This window comes from Roseateles sp. P5_E1, from assembly GCF_054049335.1.
Genome location: NZ_JBFUMN010000008.1, coordinates 74055 through 88478, shown reverse-complemented (window position 1 = coordinate 88478; position 14424 = coordinate 74055). Strand labels below are relative to the sequence as shown.

Below are 14424 nucleotides of genomic sequence, written 5' to 3'. Positions count from 1 at the left end.
CAATGGAAACGCTGAACGACCTCAGAACTATTGAAGCGTGCCTTCGGCGCCGTCCGGCTGGCGTCCGGCGGGCGTGAACAGCGCGCCGACATCCACCGCGTCGAAGCGGTAGTGCCGGCCGCAGAAGTCGCAGCCGATCTCGATCTCGCCGCGCTCGGCCAGCACGCTGTCGGCCTCGTCGCGGCCCAGGCCGCGCAGCATCTGGCTCACACGCTCCCGCGAGCAGGTGCAGGAGAAATGCGGCGCCTGGGGCTCGAAACGGGTCACCGTCTCCTCCCAGAACAGGCGGCGCAGGATGGTGTCGGCGTCCAGCGTCAGCAGCTCTTCGGCGGTCAGCGTGCCCGCGAGGATGGCGACGCGGTTGAAGCCCTCGGACAGCCCGATGTCATCCTCGTTGCGTTTTCCTTCGAGGTTGCCCTCGCCTTCGACCGGCAGCCGCTGGATCAACAGGCCGGCGGCGATGTCGCCATTGGCGGCCAGCACCAGCCGGGTGTCGAGCTGCTCGGACTGCAGCATGTAGTGCTCCAGCACTTCAGAGAGCTTGTACAGGGGCTCGCGGTGGTCGCCGTGCAGGGGCACGACGCCCTGGTAGGGCTGCTGGCCGGGGAATTTGTCCTTGGGGTCCAGCGTGATCGCGCAGCGGCCCTGGCCGTGCACGTTCAGCATGCTGGGCAGGTCGGCCCCGGGAGCGAGCTCGCCGACGCACTTGGCCGTCGCGCGAAAGCTCAGATCGGGCTGAGCCTCGGCCACGGCGAGCTTGACCGGGCCGTCGCCAAAGATCTGCAGCACCAGCGCGCCGTTGAACTTGATGTTGGCCTGCATCAGCACCGCTGCGGCGCTCATCTGGCCGAGCAGGTCGCGCAGTTCGGGCGGGTACTCCTGGCCGGGCTCACGGCGGCTCAGCAGTTCGCGCCAGCCCTCGGTCAGGCGCACGAGCATGCCGCGCACCGGCAGGCCGTCGAACAGGAATTTGTGCAGTTCACTCATCGGATTCTTTTCAGGCCGGCCGCATAACGGCGGCCGTTGTTGACGTAATGGGCCGCGCTGGCCTTGAGCCCGGCGATCTGCGCTTCGCTCAGTTCACGCACGACCTTGGCCGGCGCGCCGACGATCAGCGAGCCGTCCGGGAATTCCTTGCCTTCGGTCACCAGCGCGCCGGCGCCGACGATGCAATTGCGGCCGATGCGGGCGCCATTCAAGACCACCGCGCCGATGCCGATGAGGCTTTCGTCGCCGACCGTGCAGCCATGCAGCATGACCTGGTGGCCCACGGTGACGTTCTCGCCGAGGACGAGCGGGAAGCCGTGGTCGGCATGCAGCACCGAGCCGTCCTGGACGTTGCTGCCCGCGCCAATCGTCAGCGTGTCGCTGTCGCCGCGCAGCACGGCGTTGAACCAGATGCTGACCCCCTCCCCCAGCGTCACACGGCCGATGACCTCGGCGCTGTCGGCCACCCAGGCGGAATCAGCCACGTCGGGGAGGTGCTCGTCGAGCTGGTAAATCGCCATCGCGGCCTCGCGCAAAACGCGCAAAAGGGCGGATTTTAGAATCCCGGGCAATGTCCGACCTCCGCCTGGCCACGCTCGGCCCCCTCCTGATTGCCGATGCGCCCGCCAAGGCCGCCGCCACGCTGGCGCTTGACGCCGCCCTGCCGGTCGATACCGGCGCGCTGATTCCCGAGCCCGGCGGCATTCCGGGGCGGCCCGCACGCCCGCGCCTGGTCGAGCACATCACGCTCAAAGGTCCGTCGCTGCGCACGCCGGCCGGCATCGCGGCCCTGGTGCACGCCATCGCCCACATCGAGCTGAATGCCATCGACCTGGCCCTGGACATCTGCTGGCGCTTCCCCGGCATGCCCGAGGCCTTCTACCGCGACTGGCTGCGCATCGCCCAGGAAGAAGCCAAGCACTTCACGCTGCTGCGCGAGCATCTGCTGACGCTGGGCTTCGACTACGGCGACTTCGACGCCCACAACGCGCTGTGGGACATGGCCGAGCGGACGAAACGCGATTTGCTCGCCCGCATTGCCCTCGTGCCGCGCACGCTGGAAGCACGCGGGCTGGACGCCTCGCCCGCCGTCAAGCGCAAGCTCGTCGGTGCCGGTGACAAAAAAGCCGGCGAGATCCTCGACGTCATCCTGCACGACGAGATCGGCCATGTGCTGGCCGGCAACCGCTGGTACCGCTTCCTGTGCGAGCAACGCGGGCTGGACCCGATCGCGACCTACGCCGAACTCGCCACCCTTCATCAGGCGCCCAAGCTGCGCGCGCCCTTCAATCTCGAAGCCCGCCGCGCGGCCGGCTTCGACGAAGCGGAACTCGCCGCGCTGGCTCGCCCATGACGCGGTTCCATGCCAATCTGCTGCTCACCTTCGTCGCGCTGATCTGGGGCTCGGCCTTCGTCGCGCAAAGCCGCGGCATGGCCGACGTCGGCCCGTTGCTGTTCACCGGCGTGCGCTTCCTGATCGGCTCTCTGGTCGTGCTGCCGCTGGCCGTGCTGGAGTGGCGCCGCCTGGGCCGCGAAGGCCGGCCGCTGGTGAAGCTGGACGGCATTCACATTGCCGGCCTGGGCCTCCTGATGACGCTTGGCGCTGTCATGCAGCAGGTCGGCATCCAATACACCAGCGTGACCAACGCCGGCTTCCTGACCGCCGTCTATGTGCCACTGGTGCCGGTACTGGCCTGGCTGCTGCTGAGGCAGGTGGCGCACTGGTCGGTCTGGCCGGCGGCGGCGGGTTGCCTGGTGGGTGCCTTCCTGCTGTCGGGCGCGCATGAGCTGCGCATCGGCCTGGGCGACCTCTGGGTGGCCGGCTCGGCCATCCCCTGGGCGGTGCATGTGCTGATGGTGGGCCGCTGGGCCGACCGCATGGGCGCTCCCTTTCTTGTAGCCAGTGGCCAGTTCGCTGTCTGCGGCGTGCTGTCGCTGATCGCGGCCTTCGGCATGGAGCCGGTGCACTGGAGCGGCCTGGTCGCTGCCGCCTGGCCCATCGCCTACACCGGCATCGTCTCGGTCGGCATCGCCTTCACGGCCCAGGTGGTGGCCCAGCGCTACGCCCACGCGGCGGACGCGGCCATCATCCTGTCGGCCGAGACCCTGTTCGCCGCCGCCTTCGGCTATGCGCTGCTCGGCGAACGGCTCAACACCGCCGGGCTGATCGGCTGCGGCCTGATGCTCGCCTGCATCCTGCTCGTGCAGCTGACGCCGCTGGTGAGAACCCTGAAGCAACGGCAAATTCTGACCAACCCGTCAAATTGACTCTAGACTTTGGGCTCCTTTGTCGAGGAGCCCCGCATGAGCGCTGACGTTTCCAAGCTTGACGCCTATTGGATGCCCTTCACTGCCAACCGGCAGTTCAAGCAGGCGCCGCGTCTGCTGACGCAGGCCGATGGCATGTATTTCCGCGACGACAAGGGCCGCGAGATCCTCGACGGCATCGCCGGCCTGTGGTGCGTCAACGCGGGCCACAACCGCGCCAAGATCGTCAAGGCCATCCAGGAGCAGGCCGCGGAGCTGGACTTTGCACCGCCCTTCCAGATGGGCCACCCCAAAGCCTTCGAGCTGGCCGAGCGGCTGGCGGCCATCGCGCCCACGGGCATGAACCGCGTGTTCTTCACCAACTCGGGCTCCGAGTCGGTCGACACCGCGCTCAAGATGGCCATCGCCTACCACCGCGTGCGCGGCGAAGGCGCCCGCACCCGCCTGATCGGCCGTGAGCGCGGCTACCACGGTGTCAACTTCGGCGGTATCTCGGTCGGCGGCATGGTGGCCAACCGCAAGATGTTCGGCAGCCTGCTGGCCGGTGTGGACCACATCCGCCACACGCACGACCCGGCGCGCAACGCCTTCTCGGTCGGCGTCCCGCCGCATGGCGCCGAGTTCGCCGAGGACCTGGAGCGCCTGGTTGCCCTGCATGATGCGTCGACGATTGCCGCCGTCATTGTCGAGCCGGTCGCCGGCTCCACCGGTGTGCTGCTGCCGCCCCAGGGCTATTTGCAGCGCCTGCGCGAGATCTGCGACAAGCACGGCATCCTGCTGATCTTCGACGAGGTCATCACCGGCTTCGGCCGCACCGGCAAGCCGTTTGCCGCCCAGACCTTTGGCGTCACGCCCGACCTGATGACGGTGGCCAAGGGCATCACCAACGGCTGCGTGCCCATGGGCGCCGTGTTCGCGCAGCAGAAGATCCACGACGCCTTCATGACCGGGCCCGAGCACCTCATCGAGTTCTTCCACGGCTACACCTACTCGGCCCATCCTCTCGCCTGCGCGGCCGGCATTGCGACGCTGGACACCTACGCCGACGACGACCTGCTGACCCGCGCCGCACGCATGGAAGGCGAATTCGCCAAGGCGTTGCACTCGCTGCGCGAGGAGCCCAATGTCATCGACGTGCGCAACATCGGCCTGGTCGGCGGCGTCGAGCTGAAGCCGCTGGACGGCCAGCCGGCCAAGCGCGCCTTCAACGTCTTCCTGGACTGCTGGGACAAGGGCCTGCTGATCCGCACGACCGGTGACACCGTGGCGCTGTCGCCGCCGCTCATCATCGAGAGTGGCCACATCGAACGCATCGTCGACACGCTCAGAGGCGCCCTGCGTCGCGCCGCATAATCCGCGCCCCGTGGCGGCAGTACCGGCGCCGCGGCCCCGCCCTGGAGTTTTCCCAATGAAATGGCTACTCGCCCTGCTGCTTGCAGGGTCCGCCCACGCACAGACCCTGAACTACGTCGGCCAGCAGATCGTGCCGACGAGTGCGAGCTTCCGCGGGGTGCCGGTCGGCGGCCTGTCCAGCATCGACTATGTGCCCGCCACCGGCCGCTACCTGGCCATCTGCGATGACCGCAGCGACCGCGCGCCGGCGCGCTACTACGAGCTGAGCCTGGACCTGTCCAAGTTCCGCCGCAGCGCCAACCCCGGTGAGGCCGGCGTGGCCTGGGTCGGCATGACCACCATCCTCGACCTCGACGGCCAGCCCTTTGGCCGCAACCAGGTCGACCCCGAGAGCCTGCGCCTGGACGCCAGGCGCAACCTCATCTACTGGGCCAACGAGGGCCAGCGCGTCTCCAGCTCCCTGCAGAACCCGACCGTGCGCCGCATGAGCCCCGACGGCAAGCCGGCCGGCGAATTCCCGGTGCCGGGCTACTACAACCCCCTGGGCAGCGCCGGCGGCATCACGCCCGGCGACGTGGGCGTCTATAACAACCTCGCCTTCGAGAGCATCGCCATCACGCCCGACGGCAAGACCTTGTGGACGATGAGCGAGAACGGCCTGGCCCAGGACAGCCTGCCCACGGCCGTGGGCCGCGGCAGCCGCGCGCGCATGCTGTCCTTCGACCTGGACAGCGGCAAGGCCGGCGCCGAATACATCTACGACGTCGGCCCGGTGCCCTTCCCGCCGGCGCGCCAGGGCGATTTCGCCACCAACGGCGTGCCCGACATGCTGGCCCTGTCGGCCCATGAGTTCATCGTCATCGAGCGCGCCTTCGCCGTCGGCGCCGTGACGCCGGGCATTGCGGCGTTGACCAAGCAGCCCACCAGCAACACCATCAAGCTCTACCTGATCGACACGCGCGGCGCGACCGATGTGTCGGGTTGGTCCAGCATCAAGGGCCACGAGGTCGTGCCCGTCAAGCGCACCATGCTGCTGGACCTGTCGTCGCTGAAGAACGACGACGGCAGCGTGCTGGCCCTGGACAACATCGAAGGCATCACGTTCGGTCCGATGCTGGAAGGCAAGCGCACGCTGATCCTGGTGTCCGACAACAACTTCAATCCCGCGCAGTTCACGCAGTTCCTGGCCTTCACCATCGACGGCAACTTGCCGTGACGGTGCCCTGGCGGGCGTATGCCCTGCTGGCGGCCAGCACCAGCCTGGTCGGCAGCTATGTCGGCCTGTCCAAGCTGCTGGTCGCGGCCTTTCCCATCTTCCTGCTCGCCGGCCTGCGCTTCGGCTTCGCGGCCGTGCTGATGCTGCCCTGGCTGAAGAAGCCCGCCCACGAAGCGCCGCTGGATGCGCGTTCGCGCTGGCTGCTCTTCCTCGAATCCTTCCTCGGCAACTTCCTGTTCTCCATCTGCATGCTGTTCGGCCTGCGGCAGAGTTCGGCCGTGGTCGCCGGCGTCATCATGGCCGGCATCCCGGCGGCCGTCGCGCTGTTGAGCTGGGCCTTCCTGCGCGAGCGCTTGGGCGGCCGCGTGCTGGCCGGCATCGCCTGCGCGGTCGGCGGCATTGCGCTGGTGGCCAGCGGCAAACAGGGTGGCGGCGCTGAGACGACGCCGGTGGGCGCGCTGCTGCTGCTCGCGGCCGTGTTCTGCGAGGGTTGCTATGTCGTCATCGGCAAGAAGCTGACCGCCGGCCTGGGCCCGAAGCGCATCAGCGCCCTGATCAACCTCTGGGGCCTGGTGCTCGTCGCGCCACTGGCCATCTGGCAGGCCCTAAGCTTCGATTTCGGCGCGCCGCGCGTGCTGGACTGGGCGCTGCTGGGCTACTACGCCGCCACGGCCAGCGTCATCACCGTCTGGCTGTGGATGGCTGGCCTGAAGGGCCTGCCTGCGGCCAAGGCGGGAGTCTTCATGGTCTTTCTGCCAATCAGCACGGCCCTGATCGGCCTGGCTCTCGGTGAATCCATCTCCGCCCTTCAGGCCCTGGCCTATGGCCTGGCCTTATTGGGTGTGCTGCTGGCGACATGGCCGGCCAAGGAGCCAGCGAGGCCGTGAGCGCGGCCCGCGCCGGGGCGAGTTGCGGTGGCCGGCAAGGCGCAGGTGACGCGGCGTGGCGGGCGCCACGCAAGGAGCCGGCAACGCCGCCGGGTGCCGCAAAATCGCCCCGGCCCTCCGGGTTGGGTCTGGCGTGGGCGCATGCGGCGTTGCTCGTCGTTGTGGGCGCGAGCCCGCGGCCTCCTCGCGCCTTGCCTGCCCCCACGCCAGACCCAACGCGGGCCACGCTCACGGCCTCGCTGGCTCCTACTCTCTGTAGGATGCCGGCATGTCCCTGGATGCAGACCTCGCGCGCTGGCGTGAGCACCTTTCCCGCTTTGCCGAGCTGTTGGGCAACCCGCCCGACCGCGTGACCGCGCCCGGCCGCGAGCCAAGCCCCGGCCATTGCCTGATCTTCGCGCCCCACCCCGACGATGAATGCATCGTCGGCGCGCTGCCACTGCGGCTTCAGCAGGAGGCCGGCTGGCGAGTCGGCAATGTCGCCGTGACCCTGGGCAGCAACCCCGAACGCCGCGAGTCGCGCTGGGTCGAATTGCAGGACGCCTGCGGCGTGCTCGGCTTCGACTGCATCCGCGTTGGCGAGGACGGCCTGTCGGACGTGCGCGCCGACACGGCCGAACGCGAGCCGCAGCTGTGGCGGGCCCATGTCGACACCATCGCCGCGCTGCTGGCCCGGCATCGCCCGGCCCTTGTGCTGGCACCGCATGCGCTGGACGACAACCCCAGCCACCGCGGCGTCTACCGTCTCGTCGCCGAAGCGCTGGCCGCCGCACGCCTGGACGCGGTGCTGGCCCACACCGAGTTCTGGTCCACGCAGTCGGCACCCAATGCGCTGGTGCAGACCAATATCGCCGACACCGCCCGCCTCATCGCCGCGCTGGAGCGCCACACCGGCGAGATCGAGCGCAACCCCTATCACCTGCGCCTGCCCGCCTTCCTGGCCGACGCCGTGCGCCGCGGTGGCGAGTTGGTGCAGGGGGCCGGCGAGGCCGCGCCCGACTTCGCATTCGCCACCCTCTACCGCCTCGTTGCCTACCGCGCCGGCCAGCCCGCCGCCGAACTGCCGCGCCGCGTCTTCCCTGCCGACAAGGCCCTGTCTTCCGCCCTGCTCCAGTCATGAACCAGCCCACCCACATCCGTGTCCACCAGTTCGCCGGCCTCCAACCTGGCCCGCGTTTCCTCGTCACCGGCGCTGTGCATGGCAACGAAATCCATGGCACCAAAGCCATGGCCGAGATCATTCGCCAGCTCGATGCCGGCGAGCTGACGCTGCTGCGCGGCACGCTGACCCTGGTGCCCATCGTCAACCCGCTGGCCCATCAGCTGAACCGCCGCGAAGGCGACCGCAACCTCAACCGCAACCTGCGCCCGCCCGTCATCGCGCACGACTTCGAGGACCGCATCGCCCGCCAGCTCTGTGCCTTGATCGCCCAGCACGACGGCATCCTGGATCTGCACAGCTTCCAGGGCCAGGGCCCGGCGTTCGCGATGATCGGCCCGCGCAACAACAGCGGCGAGCTGGAGCCCTTCTCGCAGGAGGCGACCGAATCGGCACTGGCCGCGCGCCTGGGCGTGGGCCGCATCGTCGAGGGTTGGCTGTCGACCTATGCCCTGGGCCTGCAGCGCCGCCAGCAGCGCGAGCACGACGGCTCGCGCCGCGCCGCGCTGATCTCGGACCCGCATTACGGTGTCGGCACCACCGAATACATGCGCTCCACCGGCGGTTGGGCCATCACGCTGGAGTGCGGCCAGCATCTGGACCCGAACGGCCCGGAGGTCGCGCGCCTGGCCATCCTGCGCTCGCTGGTGTTCCTGGGCATGCTCCATGAAACCGCCGTCGAGCCACACCGCCCCACACAGGCGCCTGAGCTGCTGCAGCTCTACGACGTCATCGACCGCGAAGCCGATGGCGATCAGTTCGAGCAGAGCTGGGCCAGCTTCGACGCCATCGCGAAGGGCCAGCGCATCGGCACCCGCGCCAGCGGCGAGGCCGTGCTGGCACCGAGCGAGGGGCGCATCGTGTTCCCGAACACCAAGTCCGCGCCGGGAACCGAGTGGTTCTACCTGGCGCGGCCGAGCGACCGCAAACTCGCCTGAACGCGGCGGGCAGCTCCGCCATCGAGGCCGCCTGCCGTATGCCGGCCTGGCGTCGCCACTCAAGGCGTGGCAAGCGCGGCCAGGGGCAGCCGGACGATGAACTCGCTGCCCTTGTCATGGCCCGCGCTGACGGCTACCACCGTGCCACCGTGGGCCTCTACGAGCTCGCGCACCACCGCCAAGCCAATGCCCAGGCCGCCGTGGTGCATGGCTATCGCGTGCTCGTTTTGCACGAACAAGTCGAATACATGCGGCAGTGCCTCGGCCACGATGCCGATGCCGTTGTCCGACACGGTGACCGAGACCACGCGATCGATCACGGCAGCCGTGAGAGCGATGTGACCCCGGTCACGCGTGTACTTGGCCGCGTTGTCGATCAGATTCCGAAAAACTTGCTCGAGCCGCACTGGATCGCCATGCACGTTCAGCGGGCCTGGTGGAAGAGAAACGCGCAGGCGCTGATGCTTCTCGTCCATCGCCGGTTGGCAGGCCTGGGCCACCCCGCCAAGAATCTCCACCAAGTCAACATTGCCGCGGACCAGATGGAACTTGCCCGTCTCGGCGCGAGATCCATCCAGCAGGTCGTCGACGATTCGGGTCATGTGCGCCACCTGCCGCTTGATGACCTCCTGCAGCCACGCATGCCGGCTTTCATCACCGCGGGATCGGCTCAGCAATTCCGCGGCATTGCTCAGTGGTGCGAGTGGGCTGCGCAATTCGTGCGCGACCATCGCCAGATGGATGACATGCTGTTGATGCGCATCCGTGGCCCGCTCCTCCAACACCTTGGATGCGAGCGCTGACAAGAGCAACTGCTCGTTGGCGTCACGCAAAGCATGACGGTGGGGATCCGGGCTGGGCGTCGCATCCAGCGGCGCAGGCTGCGTGCCCAGGCCGTGCGTGTCGCCGAAGTCCGGCACATGCCCGCTGTCAGGCACGTCCTCTGCGCCGTGGAACTGGAACATGGCACCGCCCATCTTCTTGGCGCGATACATGGCCGAATCGGCCTTGTCGATGAGCTGCGTGGCCGTACGACCGTCATCGGGGTAGATCGCGATGCCGACGCTGGCACTGACCCTGAACGCGGGCAGGCTGTCGATGCGGATGGCAGCAATCAAGTGCAGCATCTTCAGTGCAATCTGAGCCGCGTCACCGGCTTTCGAGATCTCGGCAAGGAGCACCAGGAACTCGTCGCCACTGTGGCGACTGACGGTGTCCGAATCGCGCACGGCCGTGCCAAGATTCAGGGCAACCAGCTTGAGCGCCTCGTCGCCGATCAGATGGCCGAAGTTGTCGTTGATGTGCTTGAAACGATCGATGTCGACAAACAGCACCGCACTGCGTGTGTGCCGGCGCCTGGCCATCGACAACGCCGTCTGCAGCCGGTCCAGCATCAGCGCGCGGTTGGGCGTGTCGGTCAGGGCATCGCGCTGGGTGATGCGCGTCATCGCCATCAACTTGTCCGTCGCCGCCTCGGCAATCGCCTCGGCCTGCATGACGGCCAGCACCAGTTGCTCGTTGGCGTCCCGCAGCTGCGCGGCCTGTGTGGCGCTGAACTGCTGCTGCACCTGTTCCAGGTCTTGCCGCAGGCGCAGAAGCTCCGCGCGGATGGCACCGGCGTCTTCGTCAGGCTGCTGTGCCTGGGCAGGGGGCGCGCGCGGCGGATGGGCGTCGTCGCTCACGGCTGCTTCGGTGCTCGAAGTAACGCAGGAGGCGCAGGAGCCCCTGCCCGGCGGGTGGGCCGGCCGGCCAGCTGGCCTTCATAGCCCTCCAGCATTTCGCCGATCTGGATGCCCTCGTCGTTGACGTGGAACAGGCGCAGCTCGTTGGAATGCGCGCTGGCGCGGACCTTGACGACGGCCAGCACGCGCTGCAGGCGGCTGTCCACCTCGATATACCGCTGCACGATGATGGCGTCGGTCAGGAAGGCCGTGCCATAGGGGCTGAAGCGCAGGTCGTCATAGCGGTCTTCCAGCTCCGACGTCATCAACAGCGTGGCGCCGGTGCTGGCCAGCGCGGTGACCATGCGCGCGAGCGACTCGCGGAAATCCTCGCGGAAGGTCGGCGCGAGCGCCAGCTCGAAGCCCGACAGCGAGTCGATGACCACGCGGCTCGCGCCCAGGCGTTGGATCTCCGCGATCAGCAAAATCGACAGTTCGTCGACCGACATGCCGGCCGCCTGCGTGTCCACAAGCCCGACGCGGCCGCTCCCGACCAGCTCGGCCACCGCCGGCGTGCGCGAGAGATTTGGGCGCTGCTCGAAGGAGGCGATGACGCCCGTCTCGCCGTGCCGTGCGCCTTCTGCAAGGAAGGCCGAGGCCAGGATGGTCTTGCCCGAACCTGAGGGCCCCGCCACCAGCAGTGAGTAGCCGCGTGGCAGGCCGCCGCCCATCAAGGCGTCAAGGTCCGGCACGCCGATGCTGAGCCGCTCGCCTGTTTCAGCGCCCGCATTGACGGGCGGAAACGACTGCAGCACGGGCGGAAAGACAGTGATGCCGTCAGAACCGATGCGGAAGGTGTGCAGGCCGGGCGAAGTCGCCTGACCGCGCAACTTCATGACTTCCATATTGCGCACGACGGAGTTGCGCTTGGTGCTCTGGCGCAGCCAGATCAGACCATCGGCGACGGTGAAGACCGGGTTCGGATCAGCGTCGGTGAAGTACTCGCCGATCAGGAAGGTGGTTGCCTGCCAGCTGGTCATCAACATGCCAAGCTGTTGCACGAAATGCTGCAAGGTGATGTAGCTGTTGCCGTTGCCCTGGCTGGCCAGCATGACCGAGCGGAAGGAGTCGACGAAGACCAGGCCGGGGCGATGCTGCTCGACGGCGGCAACGATCTTTTCGAGCACCTTGTCCAGATCCCCGGCGGCGGTGTCGTCGGCCAGGTTGATGAAGTAGATCGAACGGTTGACCTCGTCGCTGTCGAAAAACTCGAACTGCTGCATATAGCGCAGCATCTTCAGCGGCGGTTCGCCAAGCACGGTGAAGTACAGCGCCGGTCGTTCGGGCGTGGCAAGCGCGAACATCATCTGGTGCGCCAACGTTGTCTTCCCGCAGCCCGGCGGGCCGGCAATGATGTTGAAGGAGAACTCCGGCAGGCCACCGCCCAGCACCTGGTCCAAGCCCTGCACGCCTGTGGCCAGGCGGTTGATGGTTGCTTTGGCGGTGGTCATGTCTGGGAGTCCTGTGCGGGCGCGTCGGTGGAAGGGGGTGCCCATACGGGATCCAGCAGCCGCTCCGTGAGCGTGGCGCCGATCAGGCTGGACAGGAGGTCGTAGAAGGTACCCAGCAACGCGGCATTCAGCGCGGCGGCTTCGGCGCTGACCTGACCCGCCAGGACCGCGCGCAATGCACGGAAATCGCCAGGGCGGGCATCCGCATTTGCAGCGGCGGCCAGCGCAGGATGAGCGGTTCGCGTGAGGTGCAGGCTGCGCTTGAGCAGCGCTGCGACGCCATGCCGCCCGACGATGGGTGACAAGGCGGCGTCGATCCGGCGCCAGACCTCACAGGATGCGTCGGCAATCACCGCCGCACTGGCGCCCTCTGCGAGCTGACGTGCCAGGACCGCTTCGATATGTTGCGGTCCAGTTGACATGCACGACCCCATCAGTTGCCGCAATGCGGACTGACGGATAGTACCCCCCCCCCCGCGTGGCTAGTACTGACCGATGAACTGGAAGTGAAGCTCGGGCGACTGCGGAAACTCCGCCGCCCTCAGCTTGGCCATGACGTTAGCGGCGAGAGAAGAGAGCTGCTCGACGGATTGCGTCACGTACTGATCATGCTCGATGCCCAGTGAGGCCAGCCTTGTGCCGATGTACAGGAAGTAGTCTTCACCGTCCGTCATGCGTCCCGTGTAGGTTTCCAGCCCGACCGACCTCGCCTTCTGGCAACGGACATCGCTGCCCGTATCGCAGGCGTCAAGCCCCTCCTCGTCGTCAGGGTCGAGCTCGAACTTGATGCCGTAGAAGGCGATGAATGCGTCCGCTCCCATGGTGCTGCCTTTCAATGTCTGACGGTGATCGATGGCCTACGCCATCGTGCCTCTCATCTCCATCGCCGCTCGCCAGCGCCGCAGATGGGGATGCTCGTCACCGGGCTTGACCTTGACGACCCGCGCAAAGTCCACCGCCACCACGGCCGTGATGTCGGCAATGCTGAACTGGCCAGCGGCGATGAAGTCGCGCTCCGCCAGATGCGCGTTCAGCATCGCAAAGAAGGCCTGCACCCGCGCCTGCCCGCGCTCGGCCAGCGCCGGGATCTGCGCGTAGTCCAGCGGCCCCGCCAGCGCGCGGTTGACCATGGCGGGGCTGCTGTTGCGGAATGCCTCGGCAATCGCCAGCAGGCCCTCGAACTCGACGCGCCACTGCCAGCCCGCGATCTCGGCCTTGTCGAGCGGGCTGCGGCCGAGCAGCGGCGGCTCGGGGAAACGCGCCTCGATGTAGGCCGCAATCGCGGCGTTGTCAGTCAGCACAACGCCCTCCTCCGTCACCAGCGCCGGCACCGTGCACTGCGGGTTGATGCGCCGGAACGCCTCGCCCATCTGCTCGCCATTGCGCAGGTCGACCTGCACCGTTTCGTGCGGCGCCCCCTTCTCGGCCAACAGGATGCGCGCGCGGCGCGGGCTGGGCGCGGTGGCGCAGTCGTAGAGCGTGATCATGGCGCCACCAGCTTGTCTTGCGTCTTGGTATCGAAGTCGCTGGCCTCGTGGCGCTCGTGCAGCTGGCTGTTGGGTTCGCCCCAGGTGCGGTTGACCTTGCGACCGCGCTTGACGGCCGGGCGCTGGGCGACCTCGTCAGCCCAACGGATGACGTGGCTGTACTCGTGCACCGACAGGAACTCACCGGCGCCGTAGAGCTGCCCCTTGGCCAGCGCGCCATACCAGGGCCAGATGGCCATGTCGGCAATGCTGTAGGCCTCGCCCGCCAGATACGGCGCTTCAGCCAGCCGGCGGTTCAGCACATCGAGCTGGCGCTTGACCTCCATGGCATAGCGGTCGATGGGGTACTCCTGCTTGGTGGGCGCATAGGCGTAGAAGTGCCCGAAGCCGCCGCCCAGGAAGGGCGCGCTGCCCATCTGCCAGAACAGCCAGCTCAGCGCCTCGGCGCGCGCCGCACCACCTTCGGGCAAGAAGGCGCCGCCGAACTTTTCCGACAGGTAGACAAGGATGGCGCCCGACTCGAACACCCGCACCGGTTCTGGCCCGCTGTGGTCCACCAGGGCCGGAATCTTGGAATTGGGATTGGCCTCGACAAAGCCGCTGCCGAACTGTTCGCCCTCGTTGATGCGCACCAGCCAGGCGTCGTACTCGGCGCCGGTGTGGCCCAGCGCCAGCAGTTCCTCCAGCATCACGGTGACCTTGACGCCATTGGGCGTGCCCAGCGAATACAGCTGCAGTGGATGGCGGCCAACGGGCAGCGCCTTGTCATGGGTGGCGCCGGCGATGGGGCGATTGATGCTGGCGAACTGGCCGCCGCTGGCCTTGTCCCAGGTCCAGACCTGGGGCGGGATGTAGTCGGTCGTTGTCGGATCGGTCATGCAGGCGTTCCAGGATGCAAACCCGGCACGCTAGCGCAAAAGCCGGTCACACCTCGGTCAAGCCTGCAAACCTGAGGGG

Annotated in this window: 15 protein-coding genes; 7 read left to right on the top strand and 8 right to left on the bottom strand. The window is 67.8% G+C overall.

The genetic code is table 11. The annotated features are described in order from the left end of the window. Positions 1-27 precede the first annotated feature (27 nt). A complete protein-coding gene (hslO, locus tag ACXJKJ_RS10425) occupies positions 28-987 on the bottom strand; it encodes an Hsp33 family molecular chaperone HslO (protein WP_457390052.1) in 960 nt (319 codons plus the stop codon). After that, positions 984-1508: a gamma carbonic anhydrase family protein gene (locus ACXJKJ_RS10420; RefSeq protein ID WP_457390051.1), complete on the bottom strand. Its 525-nt coding sequence runs from the start codon at positions 1506-1508 to the stop codon at positions 984-986. Before ACXJKJ_RS10420 ends, hslO begins: the two co-directional genes overlap by 4 nt. A gap of 50 nt (positions 1509-1558) precedes the next feature. Here ACXJKJ_RS10420 and ACXJKJ_RS10415 point away from each other — a divergent pair, with 50 nt between their 5' ends. From ACXJKJ_RS10415 to ACXJKJ_RS10385, 7 genes are all read left to right on the top strand, one after another. Continuing rightward, positions 1559-2341, top strand: a complete 783-nt coding sequence (locus tag ACXJKJ_RS10415) for a ferritin-like domain-containing protein (protein ID WP_457390050.1) — start codon at positions 1559-1561, stop codon at positions 2339-2341. Next, complete coding sequence (locus ACXJKJ_RS10410; protein ID WP_457390049.1) at positions 2338-3255, top strand: DMT family transporter; 918 nt, start codon at positions 2338-2340, stop codon at positions 3253-3255. Before ACXJKJ_RS10415 ends, ACXJKJ_RS10410 begins: the two co-directional genes overlap by 4 nt. Positions 3256-3291: 36 nt before the next feature. After that, entirely contained in the window at positions 3292-4608 is a 1317-nt protein-coding gene (locus ACXJKJ_RS10405) for an aminotransferase class III-fold pyridoxal phosphate-dependent enzyme (protein ID WP_457390048.1), read from the top strand. 55 nt (positions 4609-4663) lie between these two features. Continuing rightward, the gene (locus ACXJKJ_RS10400; protein ID WP_457390047.1) at positions 4664-5824 is read left to right on the top strand and encodes an esterase-like activity of phytase family protein; all 1161 of its coding nucleotides are present in this window, start codon (positions 4664-4666) and stop codon (positions 5822-5824) included. Between the two features lie 2 nt (positions 5825-5826). Beyond that, the gene (locus ACXJKJ_RS10395; protein WP_457390091.1) at positions 5827-6711 is read left to right on the top strand and encodes a DMT family transporter; all 885 of its coding nucleotides are present in this window, start codon (positions 5827-5829) and stop codon (positions 6709-6711) included. A 268-nt stretch (positions 6712-6979) separates the two neighbouring features. Continuing rightward, positions 6980-7831 carry a PIG-L deacetylase family protein gene (locus ACXJKJ_RS10390; protein WP_457390046.1) on the top strand — a complete coding sequence of 284 codons (852 nt, stop codon included), beginning with the start codon at positions 6980-6982 and terminating at the stop codon, positions 7829-7831. Continuing rightward, positions 7828-8808 carry a succinylglutamate desuccinylase/aspartoacylase family protein gene (locus ACXJKJ_RS10385; protein WP_457390045.1) on the top strand — a complete coding sequence of 327 codons (981 nt, stop codon included), beginning with the start codon at positions 7828-7830 and terminating at the stop codon, positions 8806-8808. The genes ACXJKJ_RS10390 and ACXJKJ_RS10385 overlap by 4 nt, the downstream gene beginning before the upstream one ends. Positions 8809-8867: 59 nt before the next feature. Here ACXJKJ_RS10385 and ACXJKJ_RS10380 read toward each other — a convergent pair whose 3' ends face one another. Genes ACXJKJ_RS10380 through yghU form a run of 6 tightly spaced genes read right to left on the bottom strand, consistent with a single transcriptional unit; the run spans position 8868 to position 14345 of the window. Beyond that, entirely contained in the window at positions 8868-10490 is a 1623-nt protein-coding gene (locus tag ACXJKJ_RS10380) for a diguanylate cyclase domain-containing protein (RefSeq protein ID WP_457390044.1), read from the bottom strand. Further along, positions 10487-11980 carry an RAD55 family ATPase gene (locus ACXJKJ_RS10375; RefSeq protein ID WP_457390043.1) on the bottom strand — a complete coding sequence of 498 codons (1494 nt, stop codon included), beginning with the start codon at positions 11978-11980 and terminating at the stop codon, positions 10487-10489. Before ACXJKJ_RS10375 ends, ACXJKJ_RS10380 begins: the two co-directional genes overlap by 4 nt. After that, a complete protein-coding gene (locus ACXJKJ_RS10370; protein ID WP_457390042.1) occupies positions 11977-12402 on the bottom strand; it encodes a hypothetical protein in 426 nt (141 codons plus the stop codon). Before ACXJKJ_RS10370 ends, ACXJKJ_RS10375 begins: the two co-directional genes overlap by 4 nt. 60 nt (positions 12403-12462) lie before the next feature. Beyond that, complete coding sequence (locus tag ACXJKJ_RS10365) at positions 12463-12801, bottom strand: hypothetical protein (RefSeq protein WP_457390041.1); 339 nt, start codon at positions 12799-12801, stop codon at positions 12463-12465. Positions 12802-12837: 36 nt separating this feature from the next. Then, a complete protein-coding gene (locus tag ACXJKJ_RS10360) occupies positions 12838-13467 on the bottom strand; it encodes a glutathione S-transferase family protein (RefSeq protein WP_457390040.1) in 630 nt (209 codons plus the stop codon). Next, positions 13464-14345: a glutathione-dependent disulfide-bond oxidoreductase gene (gene yghU / locus ACXJKJ_RS10355; RefSeq protein WP_457390039.1), complete on the bottom strand. Its 882-nt coding sequence runs from the start codon at positions 14343-14345 to the stop codon at positions 13464-13466. Before yghU ends, ACXJKJ_RS10360 begins: the two co-directional genes overlap by 4 nt. Between the last annotated feature and the right edge of the window lie 79 nt (positions 14346-14424).

Coding starts and splice junctions, on each gene's coding strand:
- hslO (WP_457390052.1), bottom strand. CDS start 987: ATGAGTGAACTGCACAAATTCCTGTTCGACGGCCTGCCGGTGCGCGGC.
- ACXJKJ_RS10420 (WP_457390051.1), bottom strand. CDS start 1,508: ATGGCGATTTACCAGCTCGACGAGCACCTCCCCGACGTGGCTGATTCC.
- ACXJKJ_RS10415 (WP_457390050.1), top strand. CDS start 1,559: ATGTCCGACCTCCGCCTGGCCACGCTCGGCCCCCTCCTGATTGCCGAT.
- ACXJKJ_RS10410 (WP_457390049.1), top strand. CDS start 2,338: ATGACGCGGTTCCATGCCAATCTGCTGCTCACCTTCGTCGCGCTGATC.
- ACXJKJ_RS10405 (WP_457390048.1), top strand. CDS start 3,292: ATGAGCGCTGACGTTTCCAAGCTTGACGCCTATTGGATGCCCTTCACT.
- ACXJKJ_RS10400 (WP_457390047.1), top strand. CDS start 4,664: ATGAAATGGCTACTCGCCCTGCTGCTTGCAGGGTCCGCCCACGCACAG.
- ACXJKJ_RS10390 (WP_457390046.1), top strand. CDS start 6,980: ATGTCCCTGGATGCAGACCTCGCGCGCTGGCGTGAGCACCTTTCCCGC.
- ACXJKJ_RS10385 (WP_457390045.1), top strand. CDS start 7,828: ATGAACCAGCCCACCCACATCCGTGTCCACCAGTTCGCCGGCCTCCAA.
- ACXJKJ_RS10375 (WP_457390043.1), bottom strand. CDS start 11,980: ATGACCACCGCCAAAGCAACCATCAACCGCCTGGCCACAGGCGTGCAG.
- ACXJKJ_RS10370 (WP_457390042.1), bottom strand. CDS start 12,402: ATGTCAACTGGACCGCAACATATCGAAGCGGTCCTGGCACGTCAGCTC.
- ACXJKJ_RS10365 (WP_457390041.1), bottom strand. CDS start 12,801: ATGGGAGCGGACGCATTCATCGCCTTCTACGGCATCAAGTTCGAGCTC.
- ACXJKJ_RS10360 (WP_457390040.1), bottom strand. CDS start 13,467: ATGATCACGCTCTACGACTGCGCCACCGCGCCCAGCCCGCGCCGCGCG.
- yghU (WP_457390039.1), bottom strand. CDS start 14,345: ATGACCGATCCGACAACGACCGACTACATCCCGCCCCAGGTCTGGACC.